The 25,752-nt window shown below is 39.6% G+C and carries 27 protein-coding genes; 26 read left to right on the top strand and 1 reads right to left on the bottom strand.

Features of this window, described 5'->3' with window-relative positions; all coding sequences use genetic code 11:
* Positions 1–11: 11 nt before the first annotated feature.
* The 4 genes from prmA to deoC are packed head-to-tail and all read left to right on the top strand — an operon-like array spanning position 12 to position 3,820.
* On the top strand, positions 12–977 hold the full coding sequence (gene prmA / locus NON16_RS00765; protein ID WP_257346066.1) for a 50S ribosomal protein L11 methyltransferase: 966 nt from the start codon (positions 12–14) through the stop codon (positions 975–977).
* 3 nt (positions 978–980) lie between these two features.
* Complete coding sequence (locus NON16_RS00760; protein WP_257346063.1) at positions 981–1,736, top strand: 16S rRNA (uracil(1498)-N(3))-methyltransferase; 756 nt, start codon at positions 981–983, stop codon at positions 1,734–1,736.
* Between the two features lie 8 nt (positions 1,737–1,744).
* Complete coding sequence (mtaB, locus tag NON16_RS00755) at positions 1,745–3,091, top strand: tRNA (N(6)-L-threonylcarbamoyladenosine(37)-C(2))-methylthiotransferase MtaB (RefSeq protein ID WP_257346060.1); 1,347 nt, start codon at positions 1,745–1,747, stop codon at positions 3,089–3,091.
* 60 nt (positions 3,092–3,151) lie between these two features.
* Complete coding sequence (deoC, locus tag NON16_RS00750; protein ID WP_257346056.1) at positions 3,152–3,820, top strand: deoxyribose-phosphate aldolase; 669 nt, start codon at positions 3,152–3,154, stop codon at positions 3,818–3,820.
* A gap of 30 nt (positions 3,821–3,850) precedes the next feature.
* On the opposite strand, the gene NON16_RS00745 is transcribed toward deoC, so the two are convergent.
* Positions 3,851–4,780 carry a Na/Pi symporter gene (locus NON16_RS00745; protein WP_257346053.1) on the bottom strand — a complete coding sequence of 310 codons (930 nt, stop codon included), beginning with the start codon at positions 4,778–4,780 and terminating at the stop codon, positions 3,851–3,853.
* A gap of 176 nt (positions 4,781–4,956) precedes the next feature.
* Here NON16_RS00745 and rpsU point away from each other — a divergent pair, with 176 nt between their 5' ends.
* The 22 genes from rpsU (at position 4,957) to rpoD (ending at position 25,738) form a co-directional block, all read left to right on the top strand.
* Positions 4,957–5,133, top strand: a complete 177-nt coding sequence (rpsU, locus tag NON16_RS00740) for a 30S ribosomal protein S21 (RefSeq protein WP_257346050.1) — start codon at positions 4,957–4,959, stop codon at positions 5,131–5,133.
* Between the two features lie 16 nt (positions 5,134–5,149).
* On the top strand, positions 5,150–5,593 hold the full coding sequence (locus NON16_RS00735; RefSeq protein ID WP_257346049.1) for a GatB/YqeY domain-containing protein: 444 nt from the start codon (positions 5,150–5,152) through the stop codon (positions 5,591–5,593).
* A 154-nt stretch (positions 5,594–5,747) separates the two neighbouring features.
* Positions 5,748–7,079 (top strand): NfeD family protein, encoded by a 1,332-nt coding sequence (locus tag NON16_RS00730; protein WP_372508719.1) that lies wholly within the window; start codon positions 5,748–5,750, stop codon positions 7,077–7,079.
* Between the two features lie 21 nt (positions 7,080–7,100).
* Positions 7,101–8,111 carry a flotillin-like protein FloA gene (gene floA, locus NON16_RS00725; RefSeq protein WP_257346044.1) on the top strand — a complete coding sequence of 337 codons (1,011 nt, stop codon included), beginning with the start codon at positions 7,101–7,103 and terminating at the stop codon, positions 8,109–8,111.
* Positions 8,111–8,548 (top strand): hypothetical protein, encoded by a 438-nt coding sequence (locus tag NON16_RS00720; protein ID WP_257346043.1) that lies wholly within the window; start codon positions 8,111–8,113, stop codon positions 8,546–8,548. Before floA ends, NON16_RS00720 begins: the two co-directional genes overlap by 1 nt.
* Before the next feature lie 118 nt (positions 8,549–8,666).
* Complete coding sequence (yqfC, locus tag NON16_RS00715) at positions 8,667–8,951, top strand: sporulation protein YqfC (protein WP_257346041.1); 285 nt, start codon at positions 8,667–8,669, stop codon at positions 8,949–8,951.
* Positions 8,952–8,992: 41 nt separating this feature from the next.
* Positions 8,993–10,180: a sporulation protein YqfD gene (gene yqfD / locus NON16_RS00710; RefSeq protein ID WP_257346039.1), complete on the top strand. Its 1,188-nt coding sequence runs from the start codon at positions 8,993–8,995 to the stop codon at positions 10,178–10,180.
* 6 nt (positions 10,181–10,186) lie between these two features.
* Entirely contained in the window at positions 10,187–11,152 is a 966-nt protein-coding gene (locus NON16_RS00705) for a PhoH family protein (protein ID WP_372508712.1), read from the top strand.
* A 161-nt stretch (positions 11,153–11,313) separates the two neighbouring features.
* Positions 11,314–13,479 (top strand): HD family phosphohydrolase, encoded by a 2,166-nt coding sequence (locus NON16_RS00700; RefSeq protein WP_257346037.1) that lies wholly within the window; start codon positions 11,314–11,316, stop codon positions 13,477–13,479.
* On the top strand, positions 13,476–13,949 hold the full coding sequence (gene ybeY / locus NON16_RS00695) for an rRNA maturation RNase YbeY (protein WP_257346625.1): 474 nt from the start codon (positions 13,476–13,478) through the stop codon (positions 13,947–13,949). The genes NON16_RS00700 and ybeY overlap by 4 nt, the downstream gene beginning before the upstream one ends.
* The gene (locus NON16_RS00690; protein ID WP_257346035.1) at positions 13,946–14,317 is read left to right on the top strand and encodes a diacylglycerol kinase family protein; all 372 of its coding nucleotides are present in this window, start codon (positions 13,946–13,948) and stop codon (positions 14,315–14,317) included. The genes ybeY and NON16_RS00690 overlap by 4 nt, the downstream gene beginning before the upstream one ends.
* A 1-nt stretch (position 14,318) precedes the next feature.
* Positions 14,319–14,717: a cytidine deaminase gene (locus NON16_RS00685; protein ID WP_257346034.1), complete on the top strand. Its 399-nt coding sequence runs from the start codon at positions 14,319–14,321 to the stop codon at positions 14,715–14,717.
* On the top strand, positions 14,710–15,618 hold the full coding sequence (era, locus tag NON16_RS00680) for a GTPase Era (RefSeq protein WP_257346032.1): 909 nt from the start codon (positions 14,710–14,712) through the stop codon (positions 15,616–15,618). Before NON16_RS00685 ends, era begins: the two co-directional genes overlap by 8 nt.
* A 137-nt stretch (positions 15,619–15,755) precedes the next feature.
* Positions 15,756–15,905 carry a YqzL family protein gene (locus tag NON16_RS00675; RefSeq protein WP_257346030.1) on the top strand — a complete coding sequence of 50 codons (150 nt, stop codon included), beginning with the start codon at positions 15,756–15,758 and terminating at the stop codon, positions 15,903–15,905.
* A gap of 33 nt (positions 15,906–15,938) precedes the next feature.
* The gene (recO, locus tag NON16_RS00670) at positions 15,939–16,682 is read left to right on the top strand and encodes a DNA repair protein RecO (RefSeq protein WP_257346028.1); all 744 of its coding nucleotides are present in this window, start codon (positions 15,939–15,941) and stop codon (positions 16,680–16,682) included.
* Between the two features lie 331 nt (positions 16,683–17,013).
* Positions 17,014–17,904: a glycine--tRNA ligase subunit alpha gene (gene glyQ / locus NON16_RS00665; protein WP_257346026.1), complete on the top strand. Its 891-nt coding sequence runs from the start codon at positions 17,014–17,016 to the stop codon at positions 17,902–17,904.
* Positions 17,897–19,978: a glycine--tRNA ligase subunit beta gene (gene glyS / locus NON16_RS00660; protein ID WP_257346024.1), complete on the top strand. Its 2,082-nt coding sequence runs from the start codon at positions 17,897–17,899 to the stop codon at positions 19,976–19,978. The genes glyQ and glyS overlap by 8 nt, the downstream gene beginning before the upstream one ends.
* 314 nt (positions 19,979–20,292) lie before the next feature.
* Positions 20,293–20,940, top strand: a complete 648-nt coding sequence (gene ccpN, locus NON16_RS00655; RefSeq protein ID WP_308216562.1) for a transcriptional regulator CcpN — start codon at positions 20,293–20,295, stop codon at positions 20,938–20,940.
* 71 nt (positions 20,941–21,011) lie between these two features.
* The gene (locus NON16_RS00650) at positions 21,012–21,833 is read left to right on the top strand and encodes a pyruvate, water dikinase regulatory protein (RefSeq protein ID WP_257346020.1); all 822 of its coding nucleotides are present in this window, start codon (positions 21,012–21,014) and stop codon (positions 21,831–21,833) included.
* Positions 21,834–22,253: 420 nt separating this feature from the next.
* On the top strand, positions 22,254–22,715 hold the full coding sequence (locus tag NON16_RS00645; RefSeq protein WP_257346018.1) for a YaiI/YqxD family protein: 462 nt from the start codon (positions 22,254–22,256) through the stop codon (positions 22,713–22,715).
* Positions 22,716–22,772: 57 nt separating this feature from the next.
* On the top strand, positions 22,773–24,584 hold the full coding sequence (dnaG, locus tag NON16_RS00640) for a DNA primase (protein ID WP_257346016.1): 1,812 nt from the start codon (positions 22,773–22,775) through the stop codon (positions 24,582–24,584).
* 35 nt (positions 24,585–24,619) lie between these two features.
* Positions 24,620–25,738, top strand: a complete 1,119-nt coding sequence (rpoD, locus tag NON16_RS00635; protein ID WP_257346014.1) for an RNA polymerase sigma factor RpoD — start codon at positions 24,620–24,622, stop codon at positions 25,736–25,738.
* The last annotated feature ends 14 nt before the right edge of the window (positions 25,739–25,752 follow it).

Raw genomic sequence — 25,752 nt, 5'->3', positions numbered from 1 at the left:
TGGTAGATCTTATGAAATGGTCAGAAATTAGTATTCATACTACTCAAGAAGCGGTTGAACCGATTTCAAATATCCTTCATGAGTCTGGTGCGAGCGGTGTTGTAATCGAAGACCCCCATGATCTTGTAAAAGAGAGGGATACTTCTTTCGGTGAGATCTACCAGCTTAATCCTGATGATTATCCGACAGAAGGAGTCATTGTCAAGGCATACTTATCCGTAACCAGTTTTCTTGGTGAAACAGTAGACGAAATTAAAGAAGCAATTAACGGCCTGCTCCTTTATGATATCGATCTTGGCCACAACAAGATTACCATAAGTGAAGTGAATGAAGAGGAGTGGGCAACTGCTTGGAAAAAGTATTATAAGCCTGTAAAAATATCAGAACGGGTTACAATCATCCCTACTTGGGAGGAGTATGATACAGTCAGTACGGATGAAATCATCGTTGAACTGGATCCCGGAATGGCGTTTGGGACAGGAACACACCCAACAACTGTAATGTGTATCCAAGCTCTAGAGAAAACGATTCGGCCTGGAGCTCATGTTGTAGACGTTGGTACAGGTTCAGGTGTACTGAGTATTGCTGCAGCAAAGCTCGGCGCTGAACATGTTGAGGCAATGGATCTTGATGAAGTTGCGGTAAATAGTGCTCGATTAAATAGTAAGTTAAATAAAGAGCAAGATCGAATTTCTGTTCGCCAAAATAATTTACTTGATCATATAAAAGGTCCGTATGATGTGATTGTGGCTAACATACTTGCTGAAATTATACTGAGATTTGATCAAGATGCATTCAATGTCTTAAAGCCAAACGGGAAGTTTATCACATCCGGTATAATTCGTGGGAAAAAGGATGAGGTTAAACAATCGCTTATTAAAAGTGGGTTCATTATCGAAGAAACGCTCCTTATGGAAGATTGGGTTGCGTTTATCGCTTCTAAGCCACAGCAGAACCCCTTGCAGACAGGGGAATAATAAATGCAACGATATTTTGTTTCCACCGAACAAATGACTGAATCAAGGGTTGAGATTGTAGGCGAAGATGTAAAGCACATAGCAAAGGTTATGAGAATGTCCCTTGGAGATCATATAGTATGTAGTGACAATGATCATCGAGTTGCCTTATGTCGGATCAATGAAATTACGGATTCTAGTGTTGTACTATCTATTGAGAAATGGATTGAAGAACACAATGAATTGCCTATTCCTGTAACGATTGCACAGGGCTTACCGAAGCACGATAAGTTAGAAATGATTGTTCAAAAAGGAACGGAGTTAGGCGCCAATCAATTTATTCCTTACCAGGCATCTAGATCCATTGTAAAGTGGGATCAAAAAAAAGCGAAAAAGAAAACAGAACGGCTGCAAAAAATTATTAAAGAAGCAGCTGAGCAATCACACCGGAGTCTTATGCCTGAATGTAGAGAACCCGTTTCCTTTGAAGACCTTCTATCGATTGGTGAATCTTACACAATCAAAATTGTCGCGTTTGAAGAAGAAGCAAAAGCCAATGAAACAACAAGGCTTGCAAACCTGCTTATAAACGCCGATAGTTCCCGAGATCGCATTCTAGTCATTATCGGGCCAGAGGGTGGACTCACTGATGAGGAAGTCAAAGCTCTGCAATTAGCAGGATTCGTTACGTGCGGATTGGGGCCACGTATTTTAAGAACGGAAACAGCTGGAATTTACGTGCTGTCCGCTATATCATATCAATTTGAATTATTGAGGTGACCTTTATTATGCCTTCAGTAGCATTTCACACATTGGGTTGTAAAGTTAATCACTATGAAACAGAAGCAATCTGGCAGTTGTTTCAAAGTGAAGGTTATGAACGGACTGATTATGAAAAACGTGCCGATGTATATGTAATTAATACATGTACGGTAACAAACACTGGAGATAAGAAGAGTCGACAGGTTATTCGTCGTGCGATTCGGAAAAATCCAGATGCCGTCATTTGTGTTACTGGTTGCTATGCGCAAACATCACCTGCAGAAATTATGGCGATTCCTGGAGTTGATGTGGTGGTTGGCACGCAGGATCGGGTGAAAATGCTTGATTATATCGAACAGTACAAGCAAGAGCGTCAACCGATCAACGGCGTAGGAAATATCATGAAAGCACGTGTTTACGAAGAGTTAGATGTCCCTGCATTTACAGACAGAACCCGCGCCTCTCTTAAGATTCAAGAAGGATGCAACAATTTCTGTACATTTTGCATTATTCCATGGGCTAGAGGGTTGCTCCGCTCTAGAAAACCTGAGCACGTTATCGAACAAGCACAACAACTTGTAAATGCGGGCTATCAGGAAATCGTGCTTACTGGAATCCATACGGCTGGTTACGGTGAAGATATGAAAGACTATAACTTTGCTCAGTTGCTTTCTGATCTTGATAAAAAGGTGAAGGGGCTTAAACGCTTGCGGATCTCCTCAATAGAAGCTAGTCAAGTTACTGATGAAGTCATTGAAGTCCTTAATCGTTCAGATAAGGTTGTACGCCATCTTCATATTCCGTTGCAATCGGGTTCAAATTCAGTCCTTAAGCGAATGAGAAGAAAGTATAGCATGGAAATGTTCTCGGATAGGATCAACCGTTTGAAAGAAGCACTTCCTGGCCTGGCAATTACATCTGATGTTATTGTTGGCTTCCCAGGAGAAACGGAAGAAGAATTCATGGAAACCTATAACTTTATTAAAGATCACCAGTTTTCAGAGCTTCATGTTTTCCCTTTTAGTAAACGTACTGGTACTCCTGCTGCGAAAATGGAAGAGCAAGTTCCTGAAGACATTAAAAATAAGCGGGTTCATCGCTTAATCGAGCTTTCGAACCAGCTTGCTAAAGAATATGCTTCCCAATTCGAAGGCGAAGTTCTTGAAATTATCCCTGAAGAAGCTGACAAGGAATCAAGTGACAGTGGAATGTACATTGGTTATACGGATAATTATTTAAAGGTACGAATTCCAGCAACTGAAGAGATGATTGGTAAGCTCATTCGTGTAAAGGTTATAAAAGCAGGTTACCCTGTAAACGATGGACAATTCGTACGTGTGTTGGAAGCAGATCAAACAACGGCTACTGCTTAAAAACTAAAATCAATATTTTTCAGCAATAATTAGTAGAATTACAGAGGAGATGGCATAAATATGTCGAAAATTGCAAAATTGATAGACCACACTGCTTTAAAACCGGAAACGACGAAAGAAGATATTGTTAAGCTTTGTGAAGAAGCCAGAGAATATGTTTTCGCTTCTGTCTGTGTGAATCCTACCTGGGTCGAAACTTCATACGATATACTGAAAGATACAGAAGTAAAAGTATGTACAGTTATTGGTTTCCCATTAGGGGCTTCTACTCCTGAAACAAAAGCATTTGAAACAAAAGACGCCATTGAGAAAGGCGCCACTGAGGTAGATATGGTCATTAACATTAGTGCTCTTAAAAGCAAAGATTACGAGCTTGTTGAAAAAGATATTCGCGCAGTTGTTGAAGCTGCAAGCGGCCAAGCCTTAACAAAAGTGATCATTGAAACATGTCTCTTAACTGACGACGAGAAGAAACAGGCATGTGAGCTAGCGGTAAAGGCTGGAGCAGATTTTGTTAAAACATCTACTGGCTTTTCAACAGGTGGAGCTACAGTTGAAGATGTTGCCTTGATGCGTAAGGTTGTAGGTCCGGAAATTGGAGTTAAAGCGAGTGGTGCTGTACGTGATCGTGAAACCGTTGATGCAATGGTTGAAGCAGGTGCAACACGAATTGGTGCCAGCTCCGGTATTGCTATTGTAAATGGTGAGACTTCCCAATCTGATTATTAATCAAACTCTTCATTTGAGACTAAACCAAGTTCATACTCTTTGTCCGTGAAACTTAGCTATAAATGTTGACAAGATTCCTGCGAAGGGCAATAACAATAGTGATGATATTACATTAAACAGTACACTGGCGTGTGCAATTTGTACATCTGGCAAGTGTGTTAATATGGATATGATTTCGCTAAACAGGCTCAGAAATGGGATGAATAAGCAAACCCCTATCAAGTTAATCCAAACATGAGCCATTGCGACGAACTTTGCCTCTCTCGTAGTTCCGATCGATGCTATTAGAGCTGTAATGCAGGTGCCTATATTTGCTCCAAGCAGGATCGAAATACCAGATGGGAGAGATAAGATATTTTCATTCATTAATGACATGATGATTGCTGTTGTAGCTGTACTTGATTGAATTAATGCAGTCATTGCTGTACCTAGTCCGATTCCATACAGTATGTGTTGATTTGTCATTAGAAGAAATTCTTTAACCCAGTGTAAGCTTGTAACAGGTTGTGCGAGGCTTTCAAAGCCATTCATTGAAACAAACATACAACCTAACCCAAACAAAGCGCATCCCACACAAAAAAGTGTTTTTTTCCTGACAATGATACAAATCGCACCTAAAATGAGAAAGGGTACAATGATCTGCTGTAAATCAAATGTAATTATTTCTGTGGTAATGGTTGTACCAATATTAGTCCCTAAGATGATTCCAATCGATTGTCGAAAAGTCATTAAACCTGCTGCAACTAATCCAACTAGGATGACCATGACTGTAGAGCTGCTCTGTACGACTGATGTAATCAGGATGCCGATTAGAAAGCCTTTCCATGTCTTGTCAGTATAGCGAAGAAGCAGTCGTTTAAAGGTATGTTGGGAAGCTGTATTTAACCCTAAACGTAAAACCGTCATTCCAAATAGAAAAATCATTAAATAGACAGCAAACAGTGAAACGATATGAGTCATAACAAAAGATCACCACCTTATCTCATTTTATGGACAAGATGAGTAGAGCATGACCAAAATAAAATATGGATAATTTCTAAATAAAGTTGACGAAAAAAAAGGGCATATATTATAATGTCTAGAGATATGGTTTTCGCTCCTTTTCTTTTTGAAGGAGCTTGGAGGGAGGGAAATAAATGTCTATTAGAACAAATGTTCGAAAGAACGAATCTATAGAAGATGCACTTCGTCGCTTTAAGCGTAACGTTTCTAAGGAAGGAACGATGGCTGAGGTACGTAAGCGTAAGCATTACGAAAAGCCTAGTGTAAAGCGTAAGAAGAAGTCTGAAGCAGCTCGTAAGCGTAAGTTCTAAGAGAGGGTGTTCTAAAGTGAGTCTTCTTGACCGTTTGAATCAAGATATGAAACAAGCAATGAGGAACAAAGAAAAGCAAAAATTAACGGTCATTCGCATGGTGAAGGCCTCTCTTCAAAACGAGTCGATTAAGCTTGGACACGAATTAAACCAAGAAGAGGAATTAACAGTTCTTTCACGTGAAGTTAAACAGCGTAAAGATTCCCTCCAGGAATTCGAAAAAGCCGGTCGTGATGACTTAGTCCAAAACCAACGTCAAGAGATTGACATACTAAATGAGTATCTCCCAGAACAATTATCGGATGAAGAAGTTGAACAAATTGTCAAAGAAACAGTGGAGCAAGTTGGAGCAACTTCTAAACAAGATATGGGGAAAGTGATGGGAGCCATCATGCCGAAAGTAAAAGGAAAAGCGGATGGCGGTCTCGTGAACCGATTGGTACAAAAGCACTTATCGTAATACATTAAATAAGGTTGACTCTATAGAGTCAACCTTATTTTTTATGGTACCTCGGTAAGAATGAAGATTTATCATCCAGAACTCACAAAAAAGATGAAACCAAATGAATGTTACAAACGTAGATAAGAATGGTATGAAAGGGGGGATTTTACGAATGGGTCATAGGGTTAACAAAATAAGATTATTTTTGTATGTAAGCGTTTTTATATTACCTGCTTTTCTTCTGCAGTTTCAACCTTCCCACGCTGATAATGCTAAACCAGTTGTTTACGTTGCACCAGTACACGACGCAGTAGAAAGAGGTTTAGAGTCGTTTTTAAAACGTGCTGTCAAAACAGCAGAAGATAATAATGCGGATTATCTCATCCTTGAATTAGATACACCAGGAGGAAGGGTAGATGCAGCCTGGAATATAGCAGAGATTTTACGGGATTCAGATGTGCCTGTCATCGCATATGTGACAAAGCAAGCCCTATCAGCGGGAGCTTATATCGCTTTAAATGCAGATCAAATTGTTATGCAGCCCTCCACTACGATGGGTTCAGCAGCAGTAATTGATTCTGAAGGAAATGCAGCAGATAAGAAGGCACAATCCGCATGGCTTGCCGAAATGGAAGCAGCAGCGAACTTAAATAATCGCGATCCAATATATGCAAAGGCAATGGCGGATGAAGACATCGTACTTAAGGAGCTAGGGTTGGAAAAAGGTGAACTACTCACATTGACGGCTAAACAAGCGGTCGAGGTGGGATACGCCGAATCGATTGCTGCGGATCGAGAGGAATTACTCGACTATTTGGAAGTGTCTGACGCACAGGTTGAAGATATCGAGGTTAGTTTTGCAGAAAAAGTTGCTCGTTTTGTAACTCACCCAGTCGTTGTACCAATTCTATTATCAATTGGTAGTATCGGGCTAGTTCTGGAACTATTTACACCCGGTTTTGGAATCCCTGGGTTTTTAGGTCTCAGTTCTTTGTTGTTATTCTTTTTTGGCCACATGATTGCAGGTCTTGCCGGTTGGGAATCATTAATTTTGTTTATTGTGGGGGTTATGATGGTCATCGCTGAAATCTTTGTTCCTGGTGGTATACTTGGCATTGGAGGCATTATTTCCATGATCACAGGTATTATTTTAGCAGGTGGTTCGATTAGTAATATCTTATTGTCTATTTTGATAGCATTGGTAGCTACGATTATTGTTTCGGTTATATTTTTAAAATATTACGGATATCGTGGTCCATTGCGAAAGGTTATATTGTTTGATTCAACATCAAAAGATCTCGGCTATATTTCAAATGAAACAAGATCAGAGTTAGTTGGTTCAATTGGCAGGACACATACACCGTTACGTCCATCCGGAACTGCAATTTTCGAGGATGAGCGTTATGATGTTGTAACAGAAGGCGGATACATTGCTGCAAATAAACCGATAAAAATTATTAAAACAGAAGGTTCTCGTATTGTTGTAAGAGAAATAATAGAATAGAAAATGAAGGGGGAATTTTTTATGGATCCTGGTTTGTTATCAATGATCATTATTATTGTTGCAGCGGTTATAGCGCTTATTGTTCTATTTACGTTTGTTCCCGTTGCGTTGTGGATTTCAGCATTAGCTGCTGGTGTTAAAGTAAGTATCTTTACGTTAGTTGGAATGCGTTTAAGACGAGTCATTCCATCACGTGTAGTTAACCCACTGATTAAAGCAGTCAAGGCAGGTCTTGATTTAAGTATTAATCAGTTGGAAAGTCATTATCTAGCCGGTGGTAACGTCGACAGGGTTGTAAATGCACTGATTGCCGCACACCGTGCAAACATCGAATTAAGCTTCGAACGTTGTGCAGCAATTGACCTTGCTGGACGTGACGTACTTGAAGCGGTTCAAATGAGCGTAAACCCGAAGGTAATTGAAACTCCATTTATCGCAGGTGTGGCGATGGATGGAATTGAGGTTAAAGCAAAGGCGCGTATAACTGTACGTGCAAACATTGAACGTCTTGTTGGTGGAGCAGGAGAAGAAACTGTAATAGCTCGTGTTGGTGAAGGTATCGTATCGACGATTGGTTCATCGAATAACCATAAAAAAGTATTAGAAAACCCAGATATGATTTCACAAACAGTGTTAACAAAAGGATTAGATGCTGGTACAGCTTTTGAAATCCTGTCCATTGATATTGCAGATGTTGATATCGGTAAGAACATCGGTGCCGAACTGCAAACTGAACAAGCAGAGGCAGACAAGAAAATTGCACAGGCGAAAGCAGAAGAACGTCGTGCGATGGCTGTTGCACAAGAGCAAGAAATGAAGGCTAAAGTTGAAGAGATGAGAGCGAAAGTAGTTGAATCGGAAGCAGAAGTGCCGTTGGCGATGGCGGAAGCGCTTCGTTCAGGAAATATCGGAGTAATGGATTATATGAATTATCATAATATAAAGGCCGATACAGATATGAGAGGCTCAATTGGAAAAGCGACAGATCCAAAAGATGAAGATGATTCTTCTGGTGGAGGAGGCACTTACTAGTGCTTGAAGCAATTTTTGACTTGGTGTTTAGTAATCTCTTTTTTGTGATTTTAATACTTGGAGGGTTGTTCTCATTTTTTAAACGACAATTCGAAAAATATAACGATAAGCAGAATCCACAAAATTCCCGCCCTAAAAGGACCGTTCAGCATGAACCAGCAACTGTTTCTGAACCGGAGGAAACGTTTGATCGTAATGACCCAAAAATGAAGATGGGTCGGGAAATGCAGCACGTATATGAGCAAACACGTTCTAAACTGGATCCGGAGAAGAAGAGGGAGCAAAACCGTAAGCCTGTTATCAAAAAGGCTCAAAAGCCCCGTGGGAGGCTGGTCCCTTCCGCAAATCATGTTGCAGAAGGGGTCGTTTGGTCTGAAATACTCGGGCCTCCTCGAGCGAAAAGACCTTATGCGCCTAAAAATCGTCGCGGTATATAGTAAACAACATATGAATCAAAAGAAGAAGGCCCGAAACAATGGGTCTTCTTTTTTTGTATGTTAAAGGTGATAGTTTTGGGGTTTTGTTCATAAAAATGAGATGAGAGGGGGTTCAACCATGGCGAGATTGAAACACACACTAAAAAGATGGATGACTCGTTCGTTGGAACTACCTGCGGATGTCGTCATGGACCTGCCGAGAATCACGATGATCGGTCATTTGCATATATACATCGAAAACCATAGAGGCTTATTAAAGTTTTCCAACACTGAATTGCGCCTAACACTCGAACAAGGTGAATTGCTTATTAAGGGTGAGAATTTTGTTTTGAAAACCATACTCCCAGAAGAAATTTTACTTGAGGGTAAGATTATGGATGTTCGTTACATAGATATTGAATAAGAGATCGTGACGCACGTATAAACGCGCTTAGGAGGAGGCACATGAAGAAAAATTGGACAAAGTATCTTTATGGTACGGTTATCATTAAAGTTGAAGGAGAGCATGCTGAAGCCTTTTTGAATCATTGTCTAACAAATGGCATCTTATTATGGGATATTACAAGAAAACAAGATAATGAACTAGAATTAAACATGTTTTTGAAGGATGCCCTGCGTATTAAACCTTATTTAAGGAAAAGTGGATGCACATTTAAAGTACAAGAGAAGAAAGGTATCCCATTTTTACTTAAGCGAATGGTTAAACGAAGTGGCTTCGTTCTTGGGCTTGGTATATTTCTCATCATTATCACTCTGTTATCCAATATGGTGTGGAATATAGAGATTAGTGGGGCGGAGCCGAAGACAGAACACCGTTTACGTACTATTATCAATGAACTGGGAATTGAAAAAGGAAAGTTATTATTTACATTACCAAATGTTCGGTCTGTTCAGCATCTTGTTACCGAAAAAATGGACGAGGTTACTTGGGTAGGGGTTACACTAGAAGGTACGACTTTTCATTTTCGTGTAGTTGAAAAAAAGCTACCGGAAAAGGTCGAATCGGTAGGTCCACAAAATCTTGTTGCAGATAAAAAAGCGGTTATAACAAAGATGTTTATTGAAAAGGGACTACCGAAAGTCGAAGTTAATCAAACAGTTCAAAAGGGAGAACTATTAGTTTCAGGAACTATAGGAAAAGATAAAAATACTCGAATCGTAGCTGCAAAAGGTAAAGTGTTCGGTGAAGTGTGGTATCAAACTGACGTAACAGTCCCATTACGTTCAAACTATAACACATATACAGGAGAACGTACGACAAAGCATTATGTATCTCTTTTTGGACTGAAAGTACCAGTTTGGGGATTTGGGAATATCGATTATAGCAATTATGAGCTTATGCTGGATAAGAAGCCATTCCGTTTTATTAAATGGGAGACGCCTTTTTCCTATATCCAAAAGGATTTTTTGGAAGCGGAACAAATAACAAAAAGTTACACAAAGAAAGAAGCGCTTGCAATAGCCAAGGAAATGGCAAGGGAAGACCTTGGAAATACGTTGGATGATGAGGCTACGATAAAAAGTGGAAAAATTTTGCGCCATACAGTAGACAATGGTAAAGTTAACGTATCCATTTATTTTAAAGTGATCGAAAACATCGCGAAAGAACAACCAATTATTGGAGGAGATTGAGCCATATTGTCTGAACGTTTGAACCTCAAAAAACTACAAATTGATAATCCATCAGAAGGAATGGCATTATTTGGTCCCAATGATGCCCACTTAAAAACGATTGAACAAGCGCTTGACGTGGAGATTGTAACACGTGGGGGTGGAGTGGCGGTCTCTGGCAATGATGCAACTGCACAACTAGTAGAGGATGTACTAAATTCCCTTTTGATTCTAGTGAAGAAGGGTGCTCAGCTTACTGCAAGAGATGTCATCTATGCCATACAGCTTGCACAGCAAGGACTCCTTGATGAACTGGATCAATTATATGAGGAAGAAATTACAACAAACGTAAAAGGGAAGCCCATCCGAGCTAAAACACTTGGTCAGCGCTACTATATTAATGCAATCAAAAAGAACGATCTTGTTTTTGGGATTGGACCTGCTGGAACCGGAAAAACGTATTTAGCTGTCGTAATGGCGGTTAAGGCATTGAAAGAAGGTAAAATAAAACGGATCATTCTCACGAGGCCTGCAGTAGAGGCTGGAGAAAGTCTTGGATTTTTACCAGGTGACCTTAAAGAAAAGGTAGATCCCTATTTACGGCCTCTTTATGATGCGCTCCATGATTTGTTAGGGGCTGAGCATACCGAAAGACTTATTGATCGAGGGACGATCGAAATTGCTCCGCTCGCATATATGCGTGGGCGGACACTCGACGAAGCGTTTGTTTTGCTGGATGAAGCCCAAAATACGACTCCTGAACAAATGAAAATGTTTCTAACCCGTCTCGGATTCGGTTCAAAAATGATTATTACCGGAGACGTAACACAGGTTGATCTACCAAAAGGCAAAGAGTCAGGTCTTCGCATGGTACAAAAGCTACTCGATAATATCCAAGGAATACGACTTGTCTATATGCAACAATCTGATGTTGTGCGTCACCCACTCGTACAAAAAATAATAAATGCCTATGAAAACCAACAAAATAAGTGAACACAGACAAAGGAATTGACTAAATTAATGGTCATTCCTTTTTGTATGTTTTCAAAGGAAAACTATGGATGTTATTTTTCTTTTTCCTGTCGTGGATGTCCCTTTTCTTGTAAATACGTGCTAAAATAAGGAACAAGGATTGACTTGAGAGGATGGATGGAATGTCCCTTCAATATCTGCAAATGTTAAAGAAAAAGTGGAACGAGATAGAGAACAGCAAGATCAGCCGTTTTTTATTATATTTGGCCCTTGCTATTGTTATGATATCGATGATGCTAAGCAATGTTATTCCAAATAAGTTGGATGTAAAGTTGTATACATTTGCTGAGGAAGATATCCAATCCCCGATAGAAATCGTGAACGAGAAAGAGACACTAAGAAAAAAGGACAAAGCAGCAGAAGCAATTGAGGACCAATATCGATTTAATGAGAACAAAGTCTTGAACCAAATCATAACGGTTGAGGATTTATTTGCTACCATTGAAGAGCTTCAGACTGTAAAGGAACCGAAAACAGAAGAGAAAAAAGATAAAGCTGAATCTCCTAAAACGATAGAAGAAAAAATAGACCATTTCCGTAATACAGTCCCTGATACAATTGAAAGTGAAGTAACCGATGATTCAATCCATACTCTTATAGTCGCATCACCGTCAGAACGGTCTTTTGCTCTTGAGGTTGCCACCTCTGCAATAAAGACAGTGATGAACCAACATATTACGGTTAGTCAGATCGAAGAAAAGAAGAAAGAGGTTGAACCTTTAATTGCCTCTTCTAACCTGCCCTCTCGTATTAAAACGGCTCTAATCGACCTGTCAAGCAGTGCGATTACTTCGAACTACATATTTGATGCCGAAGCGACCAAAAAGCTTCAAGAGGAAGCAATGAATAATGTGGAACCCGTCTTTATCAGGGAAGGTCAAATCCTTGTAAAAAAAGGACAGTTTATTAATAAAGATGTCCTGTACCAATTAGAAGTGGTAGGTCTATTGGATGACAACTTTTCTCCATATCCCTATTTTGGTCTCGGCACACTTGTTGTTCTGATGTCAGCCTTCATGATCTATTTTCTCAAGGATCTTAAAGGAAAAGAAGAACAAGAAAATACCGGGTTAATTATCTATGTATTATTGTTTTCCCTGACCCTTGTTTTATTGAAAGTTACAAGCTTATTAAGTGGTTATTATCCGGGCATTACGTTTATAGTCCCAGTTGCCCTTGGGACGATGATGATTAAAATGCTGATTAATGAGCAGATTGCAATTGTTTCAAGTATCGTTTTTGCAATTTGTGGCAGCTTGCTATTTAATGAAAGTACGACAAGCCCTTTTAATTTTACTTTTGGTACTTACATTCTATTCAGTTCATTAGCTGGAATTGTATTTCTAGGGAAGCGGAACGTGAAAGGAAAAATTTTGAAAACGGGCATTTGGGTAGCTCTCATAAATGCTTCGGTTGTTTTTGTTATCCTTGCTCTCAGTAATGGACAATACAACCTTTGGAATGTAAGCTCTCAAGTAGCCTTTGCATTATTATCTGGTTTCATTTCAGCTGTATTATCGCTTGGGCTGTTGCCGTTCTTCGAGGCTGGATTCGGTATATTGACGTCGATGAAATTAATCGAGCTATCGAACCCAAATCATCCTTTATTGAGAAAATTATTAATGGAGACGCCAGGTACTTATCATCATAGTGTAGTCGTAGCGAACTTATCTGAAGCAGCTTGTGAAGCTGTTGGTGCAAATGGTTTGTTGGCCCGTGTTGGCTCTTACTATCATGATCTCGGGAAGACAAAACGACCGCACTTTTTTATAGAAAATCAAATGAATATAGAGAATCCACATGATAAAATTTCACCGCAATTAAGCAAAACGATTATTATCGCTCATCCGTATGATGGAGCGGAAATGCTCAAAGAATATCATATACCGAAAGAAATTATTGGAATTGCAGAACAACATCATGGGACCACGTTATTAAAATATTTTTATCATCGGGCTATGAAGCAATCCGACAAAAGCATAGCGGAATCGGATTTTCGTTACCCAGGGCCTAAAGCACAGAGTCGTGAATCTGCGATTGTAGGAATAGCAGATGCTGTTGAAGCGGCAGTCCGTTCGATGTCCAAGCCTACTCCTATTAAGATTGAGACACTTGTTCGAAAAATTATTGCTGATCGGCTTGATGATGGACAGTTTAATGAATGTTCAATTACACTAATGGAACTCGAAACTGTGACCAAAACAATTTGTGAAACGTTGCAGGGTATGTTCCACTCAAGAATTGAATACCCAGAAGAAATTCAAAAAAAGAAAGTGAGTCAGGCATAATGTTAACAATTGATTTATTTGATGAAACCGACCAATTAAAAACTGAGATCCTAGAAGACCTTCAAGCTCTTCTACAGCATGCTGCAATTGAAGAGAATGTGCAAAATGAAGCCGAATTATCCGTTACCTTTGTAAATGATGAAAAAATCCAACAAATAAATGCTGATTACCGTGGAATCGATAAGCCTACCGATGTCATTTCATTTGCACTTGAAGATGAAGTTAAAGGTGAGGCGCGCATCGTAAATGCACCTACACCATTAATGTTAGGGGATATTATTATTTCAATAGACAAGGCGAAAGAACAAGCTGAAGAATATGATCACTCGTATATGAGAGAACTTGGTTTCCTTGTTATTCATGGATTTCTTCACCTTCTAGGGTATGATCATATACATGAGCAACAGGAGAAAGAAATGTTCATCAGGCAAGAAGCAATCTTGGAATCGTATGGATTGACCCGATCATGATTAATAAAGTCGCTAATAGCTTTCGGTATGCTTTTCAAGGTATCAAAGAAGGTTGGCGAAATGAATTGAATTTCAGAATTCATTGTATATGCGCAGTGGGGACGATCATACTGGCGTACCTTTTCCAATTTGGAATTGTTAAATGGATGGTACTCCTTATTACAATCGGGGTTGTTATTAGTCTAGAACTAATAAATTCTGCGGTGGAAAGAACGGTTGATCTAGTAACAAAGGAATATCATCCAATAGCTAAGCAGGCAAAGGATCTTGCTGCAGCCTCTGTCTTTATTTTCAGTCTTGTTGCTGTTATAATAGGAATCCTGCTATTTGCGGAACCTATTTTTGAAATCGTTATCAGAGGTGAATAACTTGAATAAAGAAAAACTAATAAAAGAAGCGCTAGAAGCACGAAATTTTGCATATACCCCATATTCAAAATTTCAAGTAGGTGCGGCTTTGTTAACAGAGGATGATAAAGTTTATCGTGGTGCAAATATTGAAAATGCAGCATACAGCCTATGTAACTGTGCTGAACGAACGGCTTTATTTAAAGCATACTCTGAAGGTGATAAAGCCTATAAAGCCCTTGCTGTTGTTGCAGACACAAAGCGACCAGTACCGCCGTGCGGAGCTTGCCGTCAAGTAATATCTGAGCTTTGTCCGCCTTCAATGCCTGTTATTCTTACAAATTTAAATGGAGATGTATATGAGCTAACAGTTGCTGAACTCTTACCAGGTGCATTTTCTCCGGAGGACTTAAATGAATAAAGAAGGATTTAAATCAGGTTTTGTTTCAATAATTGGCCGTCCTAATGTAGGGAAGTCTACGCTACTAAACCAAGTGCTTGGTCAGAAAATTGCCATTATGAGTGACAAGCCCCAAACGACCCGAAATAAAATCCAAGGGGTTTATACAAACGAGGATAGTCAGATCGTTTTTATCGATACACCGGGTATTCATAAGCCTAAGCATAAACTTGGCGACTATATGACAAAGATTGCTCAAAATACGTTGAATGAAGTTGACCTTATTTTATTTTTGATCAATGCAGAGGAAGGGTATGGTCGCGGAGATCAGTTTATCATCGATCGACTCGAAAAGACAGACCAGCCGATTTTTCTTGTAATTAATAAAATTGACAAGGTGCATCCTGATGATTTGCTGCCACTTATTGCTCAATATCGGGAAAAGCTTAACTTTGCAGAAATCATTCCAATTTCTGCCTTAAACGGTAACAATGTGACGACCCTGATGGAGCAAATTACCAGATACTTAGAAGAAGGACCTCAATATTATCCTGAGGATCAAGTCACCGATCATCCTGAACGATTTATCGTCGCTGAGCTAATCCGTGAGAAAGTATTGCACTTAACGAGGGAGGAAGTCCCTCACTCTGTTGCGGTTGTAATTGACCAAATGGTTCCCCAAGAAAGTGGAAACTTAGTAGACATAACGGCTACAATCATTGTCGAACGACCTTCACAAAAGGGGATTATCATAGGGAAACAAGGTAAGATGCTGAAAGAAGTTGGCTCACGAGCAAGAGTGGATATGGAACATTTACTCGGTTCCAAAGTGTACCTTGAATTATGGGTCAAGGTACAGAAGGATTGGAGAAATCGTCCGTTTAATTTGAGGGATTATGGTTTCAATGAAGAAGATTATTAAACGTAATTTGCTTTAGCCGAATATCATAATCGTGAATCAAAATAATTGTCAAAAATTCCATAACATTAAATGAGCAAACAAAGCCAAGCTAATTAAATAAGGATTGCTTAATTTTCTTCGAAAGGTGGAGATTTTCCATGAGGGACTTTACCTGGAAATTGTTTTGTGTAACAGGAAACATTGATACCTATTTACTTTTAAGAGAGCTTGATGATGAACATGTGGTGTCGAACGACCTGGTGGAAGGCGATGAAGGGAATAGCGATTTTGTAGATACTGAGCTTTGATTTGCATCCCACATGAAACCGGTGGTGATGGAGTTGTTGATTAAAACTGAGGCGATCGTAATCCGGACTATTGATTACGGTGAATCAAACAAAGTGTTAACTGTCTATACAAAGGATTTTGGAAAAATGGGTATAATGGCAAGAGGGGCGAAAAAGACGAAAAGTCGCCTCTCTTCTGTTTCTCAATTATTTACTCATGCTCAGTTTCTTATCCAAAAAGGCCGTGGTCTTGGGAGCTTAAGTCAAGGTGAGATCATCAATACATACCGAGCAATTAAACAGGATCTATTTAAAACGGCATATGCAGCCTATATTGTTGAGCTGTTAGATAAATCAACGGAGGAAAGCAAACCTTCGGCTGCTCTCTTTGATTTCTTGAACCTAGCATTAACTTATTTGGATGAGGGGATCGATGCAGATGTCTTATTAGCGATTTTTGAAATGAAGATGTTTCGAATTGCGGGTGTAGGTCCTACTGTTGATCGATGTGTAAATTGTGCGCGGAAAGAAGGGGCCTTTTCCTTCTCGATTGCAGAGGGTGGCTTCTTGTGTGAGCAATGTCGCCAAATTGATCCTAATGCCCTCGCGATTTCTCCCCAAACGGCAAGACTGCTCTATCTTTTTTATCATATGGACCTTACAAGGCTTGGAAGTGTTTCAGTAAAAGAGGAAACAAAAAAGACAATAAAATTAATTTTATCGACATATATGGATGAGTACACAGGTATTCGTTTGAAGTCAAAACGGTTTCTTGATCAACTGGATTCATTAGAATAACCACACATCATTATTAGCGAATTGATTTGACAAAACATCTGAAAAGAATTATGATACTGTCAATAAAAAAATTGTGAAGAAGGAAAAGAGTACTTGCATTCTCATAATGTAGCGACTTTGGGACAGTGGAAGCCAGAGTATGGTGGGCAAGGAAAGGCATTCCTTATCAAACTTCAGTATTAAAGTGGGAATGGGTTTAAAAGGATTTGATCCTTTTATAACGGAAAATTCCAAATAGGGTGGAACCGCGGGTAAACTCTCGTCCCTATGTCGTTCTTAGGCATAGAGACGAGAGTTTTTTTGAATTCAAAGAAAAGTTGGAGGTGCAACGATGAATTTACAAGAAATGATTTTAACTTTACAACGCTATTGGGCTGAACATGGTTGCTTTGTTATGCAGGCATATGATGTCGAAAAAGGAGCAGGAACAATGAACCCGATGACCTTCCTAAGAAGTATCGGTCCTGAGCCATGGAGTGCCGCTTATGTTGAACCATCGAGAAGGCCTGTGGATGGGCGTTATGGTGAAAATCCGAATCGACTTTTTCAGCATCATCAGTTTCAGGTAGTGATAAAGCCTTCGCCTGATAACATTCAGGAGCTCTATTTAAATAGCCTGAAAGAAATCGGTATTGACCCATTGGAGCATGATATCCGCTTTGTGGAGGATAACTGGGAGGCACCAACGCTCGCAGCATCAGGTCTTGGATGGGAAGTGTGGCTCGATGGTATGGAAATCACTCAATTCACTTATTTTCAACAAGTAGGAGGCCTTGAGGCTAAACCAGTTACATCAGAGATTACATACGGTATCGAGCGACTCGCTTCGTATATTCAGGACAAAGAAAATGTTTTTGATTTGGAATGGCATTCTGGCTATACCTATCACGATCTTTACTATCAATCAGAATTTGAACATTCCAAGTATACATTTGAAGTGTCCGATGTAGAAATGCTCTTTTCATTATTTAATACGTATGAGAAAGAAGCAAAACGTGCACTTGAAGAAAACCTTGTGTTTCCAGGATATGATTATGTGCTTAAATGCTCACATACGTTTAATCAACTAGATGCAAAAGGCGCTATTTCAGTTACAGAGAGAACGGGGTACATTGGTAGAGTTCGGAATTTAGCAAGAAAATGTGCCAAAGCCTATTATGAACAACGTGAACAGTTAGGATTTCCGATGTTGAAAGAAAAGGAGGTAAATGTAGATGAATAAGCGTGATCTCATTTTAGAAATTGGTGTAGAAGAAATGCCTGCAAGGTTTGTAACGGACGCGATGTACCAGCTTGCTGACAAGGTTGCAGCGTGGCTTACAGAGAATCGTATTGCCTTTACTGAAGTGGAGCACTACTCTACGCCACGCAGGTTAGCTGTAAAAGTTAAGGAAGTAGCTGAGACTCAGGATGATATGGAGGAAGAATTAAGGGGCCCAGCAAAAAAAATTGCGATGGATGAAAAGGGAAACTGGTCGAAAGCAGCGCAAGGGTTTGCAAAAGGTCAAGGTGTTCTCGCTGATGACCTATATTTTAAAGAAGTAAAGAAGACAGAGTATGTATTTGCAAATCGCTTTACTACTGGGAAACCAACTATTGAATTGCTCCCAGAACTGAATCGGGTTATACAAACGTTACACTTTCCAAAAAACATGCGCTGGGGTGATATGGATTTTAAATTTGTTCGACCGATAAAATGGATCCTTTTTTTATACGGCTCCGAGGTGCCAGAACTAGAAATAGCTGGTGTGCACGCTGGTCGAAACACAACCGGTCATCGATTTCTAGGTGAAGAGATTGAGATTTCTACCTCTTCTGACTATCCCGAGGATCTACTTGGTCAATTCGTTATCGTTCATGCAGAAGAACGAAAAGAGGCGATACGGAACCAATTAAATAGTATTCAAGAGGAAGAGAATTGGCTGATTCCTATTGATGAAGATTTGCTTGAGGAAGTTAACAATCTCGTTGAATATCCCACTGCACTTTTTGGGAAGTTTGATGAAGAATTTTTAAATTTACCTTCAGAAGTATTAATCATTTCAATGAAAGAGCATCAAAGGTACTTTCCGGTTCGTGATAAAGAAGGGAAACTTCTTCCTTATTTTGTGACCGTACGCAATGGGGATCACAACCAACTTCAGAACGTTGCAAAAGGGAATGAAAAAGTATTACGTGCACGTTTAAAGGATGCACAATTCTTCTATGAGGAGGATCGCAACAAGTCTATTGACAGCTGTATGAACCGTCTTGAATCCATTGTATTCCATGAAGAACTTGGTACGATTGCAAACAAGGTAAGCAGAATCCAAAAACATGCGGAACGCACAAGTGAACTTCTTCGTTTAGATACTGACACGAGGAAGACGATTCAACGAGCTGCATCGATTTGTAAGTTTGATCTTGTTACACAGATGGTTTATGAATTCCCCGAGCTCCAAGGGGTGATGGGTGAGAAATATGCCAAGCATTTTGGAGAGGAAGACCTAGTTGCCGCGGCAATCAACGAACATTATCAGCCCCGTTTTGCTTCGGATAATTTACCTGGGACAGTTATTGGTTCTGTATTGAGTGTGGCGGATAAACTGGATACGATCGTTGGTTGTTTTGGGATAGGAATCGTTCCTACTGGCTCCACAGACCCTTATGCTCTTAGAAGACAAGCTGCAGGCGTTCTGCAAATCCTACGCCAAAAGGGTTGGCCTGTTCAATTAGAGGACCTCTTGAGTGTGGTTCTTGATCAATATGAAGAGGCAAACCTTTTAAAGAACGAACGTGAGAATGTATATAAGCAGTTGATTGAATTTTTTAATACACGGTTAAAAACAGTTATGCAGGATATGAACGTTAGATATGATGTTATAGATGCAGTCCTGAAAAGCTCGATTGGGAGAGTTGATCTTTTATTGGCACGAGCAGAAATTCTTGTAAATGAGTTGAAAAATGATTCATTTAAAGAAGCAAATGAATCATTGAGTCGAGTTTTAAATATTTCGAAGAACCTGAACGAACATTCGTCAAACGTTATTCCTGAACGATTTGAGAATGAGGAAGAAAGAAATCTCCATGAACATTATCTTGCATATAAAAAAGTGAATGATCATTTAGATTCTCCTGAGAACGTTCGACATGTGTTTAATAAGCTAAAAGAGTTACCCCAAGCCATTGATCGCTACTTTGACAATACGATGGTGAATACTGATGACGAGGAACTACGTGAAAATCGACAGGCACAAATGGCTTTATTGTCAAAAGAAATCTGTTCATTTGCTGATTTTAACCAGCTTGTTTTTTAATCAAGAGAGTAGACAAGGAGGAGAGCGTCAGGGCGCTTGCGCTTTTCTTATGAGGTAAGAAAGTATAAAATTTTGATGCAGAGAGGCAATGTCTAGCTCCAGCGCCCAGCCACTCGGATCACTTCAGTCCCCTTCCGGCGGCAACAGCCTCCTCAGTGGCCTTCCAGTGACCTTCGTGGCTACCCGGGGCGCTTGCGCTTTTCTTATGACGTGCTAATTTTGTTTTGTGTTATCTTTAATGCGGATACTTCCTTTAGATCAACAATATAGGTTATAATGAATCCAAAAGAGTATAACATATACAAGGCAGTAAGGTGGTGTTACCAATCGAACTCAATAAGCGTCAAGAGAGAATCGTTGAGATCGTCAAAGACCATGGGCCAATTACGGGAGAACATATAGCGGACCAGCTTAATTTAACACGTGCGACTCTTAGGCCTGACCTCGCCATTTTAACAATGTCAGGTTATCTAGATGCACGCCCTAGAGTTGGTTACTTTTATACAGGAAAAACAAGTGCGCAAGTATTAACAGAAAAAATTCGGCAGATACAAGTAAAGGATTACTTTTCCCTTCCTGTAGTCGTTCAGGAATCGGCAACTGTTTATGATGCAATCTGCACGATGTTTTTAGAAGATGTAGGCACATTATTTGTTGTTAATAAACAAACGAAACTTGTGGGTGTGCTCTCTAGAAAGGACCTACTTAGGGCAAGTATGGGCAATCAGGAGCTTAATACAATCCCTGTCAATATTATTATGACACGGATGCCGAATATAACGGTCTGTCAGAAAGAAGACTATTTAACGGACGTTGCAGCGAAGTTGATCGATAAACAAATTGATGCTGTTCCTGTAGTAAAGGACACAAATGGGGAAAGTGCATATGAAGTGATCGGACGTATTACTAAGACCAATATAACGAAAGCGTTGGTTGATATTTCTGGCGATGCAATTATTTAATAGAATATGGGAACATTCTAAACAACTTTATTGAAAAAATTTTAACAATTTCTCAGGATAAGGAGGACGCTATGGTAGATTTGGGAAAAAGACCTATTGTCTATGTTGTGTCCGATTCGGTCGGTGAAACAGCAGAACTAGTTGTAAAGGCTGCGGCAAGCCAATTTAATACCACAACAATCGAACTTCGCAGGGTCCCTTACGTAGAAGATTGTGGAACTGTTAAAGAAGTGATTGCCCTTGCGAAAGATAACCACGCAATTATAGGATTTACATTAGTAGTACCTGAAATAAAAGACTTTTTGATTGAAGAGGCAGCAAAAGAAGGTGTTCCTGCCGTTGATATAGTTGGACCAATGATTGAAAGAATGACGCAACATTTCAATAAAGGACCACGTAATGAACCAGGACTCGTTCATAAGCTGGATGAGGATTATTTCAAGAAGGTTGAAGCAATTGAGTTTGCGGTAAAATATGATGATGGAAGAGACCCGAGAGGAATACTGAAAGCAGACATCGTATTGGTAGGTGTTTCACGTACATCTAAGACTCCTTTATCGCAATACCTTGCTCTAAAACGCCTAAAGGTCGCAAATGTTCCAATTGTTCCTGAGGTAGAGCCCCCAGAAGAACTCTTTAAGATCTCGATGTCAAAATGTTATGGACTTCGAATACGTCCAGAAAAGTTAAATGATATTCGAAGAGAACGGTTAAAGGCACTTGGTTTGGATGACCATGCAAATTATGCGAATATGAACAGGATTAAAGAAGAATTGAGCTATTTTGATCAAGTAGCTGAAAGATTAGGGTGTAAAGTGATAGATGTATCAAATAAGGCCGTAGAAGAAACGGCCAATTATATTTTAAATATCCACAAAAATAGACAACGATAAATAATAAAGAAAACTTGGCTAGCGCCAAGCCTCAGCGCAGGTGATCGCCGTAGTTGCGCTTATACTATAGAAAGTATTTTTATACTTTCTTAACGTGCAAGTAAATAGGGCTGATCCTAAAAATAAAGGATCAGCCCGCTTTTTATGGAAGAAAAAGAACGTCTAGTATTGGAAAAAACTGAACAATGCATATTTGTCGAAAAGTGTGAGTAAATCATTTACAATAGTCAAACAGAGAAAAGTGCGCTATAATAATCAATTGTGTGCTTTTATACCATAATACATGGTATAAATTATAGTCAAGTTATTAAACTTGACAAATTGGTTATACTAGGTAAAACAGAATTCGACAATATTCTGAAATATAAAACATTGATTTCAAGGCAGGAATCTGTGAGAGGATGTAGAAATACTTTTATCATGAAGAATACTCGAAATGTGTTGGTTGATGCTGACGCTTGTCCAAACCAAATTAAGAAGGCTATCCTTGAAATCTCGAAAACCAATGAGTACAAGGTTTTTTTTATTGCTTCTTACAGTCATGCGACCGATCGTTACGAAGAAATAGAATGGATCCTCGTTGATTCAGAGCCTGAAGCTGTTGATTTATATATTGTTAATCACACTTCAGCAGGTAATGTGGTTATTACTCAGGATCATGCTTTAGCGAGTTTATTGGTATCCAAAGGTGTTTATGCAATCTCTCCAAGAGGTAAACAGTACTTGGAAGATGAAATGCCTTCGATGCTACAATCCCGGCATTTTGCAAAAATGCAGCGGAAAGCAGGGAAAAGAACCAAGGGACCTTCACGATTTACTGAAGATGATGTGAAAAGTTTCAGTAAGGAGTTTGAGAGGATCCTATCACAATCTGTTGAATAACCATTCCATAATTTTGAGGTATGAAACAGGGGAAGAACAGTAAAGAATGGTGATAAAATGGGAATGCGTATTCCTGAAGAAAAGATTGATCAAATCCAAAAGTCCAACGATATTATTGAGATCATTGGAGAATATGTCCAGCTGAAAAAGCAAGGACGTAACCATTTTGGTCTCTGTCCTTTTCACAGTGAAAAAACACCGTCGTTTTCAGTATCAGCTGATAAACAGATTTTTCGATGTTTTGGTTGTGGAAAAGGCGGGAATGTTATTTCTTTTCTGATGGAGGTTGAAGGATTTACCTTTATTGAAGCGATCAAAAACCTCGCTGATCGAAGCGGAGTTGAACTACCGGAACAGGTAGCCTTGCATCACGATGATGAGAAGTCAAAAGAAAAAGAAACAATGCGTGAAGGTCACCAGCTATTAGCCAGACTTTATCACCATTGTTTAATGAATACAGAATATGGTGAGAAGGCGAAGCAATACTTGTATGATCGTGGTTTTGATGATGAAATGATTAATCATTATCAGATCGGCTACGCCCCTGATTCTTGGGAATTTGGCAGCTCCTTTTTAAATAAACGGCAATATTCCTTGCAACAAATGCATGAGGCTGGATTACTTTCAAGACGAGATTTTGACGGGAAGTTTTTTGACCGATTTCGAGATCGCATCATGTTTCCGATTTGGGATTCCCAAGGAAAAACAATTGCGTTTGGTGGTCGGATACTTGGTGAAGGTGAGCCGAAGTACTTAAATAGCCCAGAGACGAAAATTTTTAATAAAGGGCGGACCCTTTATTCGTATCATTTAGCTCGTCCCGCGATGCGAAAAGAAGATAAAGTGATTTTATTTGAGGGATATGTGGATGTCATCGCTGCGTGGAAAGCTGGAGTGCGCAATGCAGTTGCAACACTGGGGACTTCTTTAACAGAGGAACAGTCAAGACTTTTGAGTCGTAATGTGAATACCGTCATCATTTGCTACGATTCGGATAATGCAGGTGTAAATGCAGCATTTCGAGCAACTGAATTGCTAGAGAAAGCAGAGTGCATCGTCAAAATTGCCCAAATGCCGAATGATATGGACCCTGATGACTACATTCAAAAGTATGGAGTGAAACGCTTCACTTCAGATGTATTAGGGGCAAGCCTAACGGTAATGGGTTTCAAAATGCAGTACATGCGGAGAGGAAAAAACCTTCATGATGAAGGAGAACGCATGCAGTATATCGAAGAAATACTACAAGAAATTGCAAAACTTTCAAAAGCAGTCGAGCGTGATCATTACTTACGCCAGCTCGCTGATGAATTTAATCTCTCGCTAGACGCAGTAAAGCAACAACAGTATCAAGCGTACCTTCAAGTTAGAAGGAAAAAGGATAAGGATGATCGAAAAAGGGAAAATAACCGTAAGCCCAACATTGGTCCATCCAATCGTCTTTTACCGGCATTTCATAATTCTGAACGAATATTGTTAGCACATATGCTTAAAGATGTACACATTGCCGAGAAAGTGGAAGAACTACTTGGGGGAGCATTTAATATCGAGGAGTATAGTGCAATTGCGGCATACTTATATGCGTTTTATGCAGATGGATTTGAACCTGATATAAGTATATTCCTTGAACGAGTTGGTGATCAACGGTTAAAGAAAGTGATTACGGAACTCGCAATGTTAACAATAAACGAGGATATTTCAGATCAGGAGCTTTCTGATTATGTGAATCAAATTCAGAAATATCCTAGGATGCTTGAGATACAAGAGAGAGAAAAAGATAAAAAACAGGCAGAAAGAGAAAAAGATGTCGTTTTAGCAGCACAAATAGCAATGGAAATCGTTGAATTAAAGAAAGCATTAAAAAGTTAGATAACCGGAAGTAGAGTATGGAAGGAGGGGATCGCATGGCTGAGAAACCAACTCGCCCAGAGGCGGAAGGTGAATTAACCATCGATCAAGTAAAGGAACAATTAGTAGAACTCGGAAAAAAGCGGGGGGTCCTAACGTATAGTGAGGTTACAACCAAACTTGCACAATTTGAGCAGGACTCAGCGCAAATGGACGAATTCTATGAGTATTTGGGTGATCAGGGAGTTGAGATTGTGGACGAGGATGGAGATGACCCAAATATTCAAGCTGCTAGCAAGACCGAAGAAGAGTTCGACTTGAACGATTTAAGTGTACCTCCTGGAGTCAAAATCAATGACCCTGTCAGGATGTATTTGAAAGAAATTGGTCGTGTAGATCTTTTATCTGCGAAAGATGAAATCGATCTTGCCCTTAAAATTGAGCAAGGTGACGAAGAAGCAAAACGCCGACTCGCTGAAGCGAACTTACGTCTTGTTGTAAGTATTGCAAAACGATATGTAGGACGCGGTATGCTCTTTCTTGACTTGATTCAAGAAGGAAACATGGGTCTTATTAAAGCAGTTGAAAAGTTTGATTATCGAAAAGGATTCAAATTTAGTACGTATGCCACCTGGTGGATTCGACAGGCAATTACGCGTGCAATTGCTGACCAGGCAAGAACAATCCGGATCCCGGTTCACATGGTTGAAACCATTAATAAGCTAATTCGTGTTCAACGACAACTTCTTCAAGATATTGGACGTGAACCAACTCCTGAAGAAATTGGGAAAGAAATGGATCTATCGCCTGAAAAAGTCCGTGAAATCCTTAAAATTGCACAAGAACCCGTATCGCTTGAAACACCAATCGGTGAAGAAGATGACTCACATCTCGGTGATTTTATTGAAGACCAAGATGCTTTAGCACCTTCTGATGCCGCTGCATATGAATTGCTTAAAGAACAACTTGAAGATGTTCTCGATACTCTTACCGACCGGGAGGAGAATGTTCTTCGCCTCCGTTTTGGTCTTGATGATGGTCGTACGAGAACTCTTGAAGAAGTCGGAAAAGTTTTCGGCGTTACCCGTGAGCGTATTCGACAAATTGAAGCAAAGGCTTTACGAAAACTTAGACATCCAAGTCGTAGTAAACGACTCAAAGACTTTTTAGAGTAAAAAGAAAAGAACTT

Source organism: Pseudalkalibacillus decolorationis (assembly GCF_024609785.1).
GTDB classification, from domain to species: Bacteria; Bacillota; Bacilli; order Bacillales; family Fictibacillaceae; genus Pseudalkalibacillus; species Pseudalkalibacillus decolorationis.
This window is presented reverse-complemented; position numbering and strand designations above follow the sequence as displayed.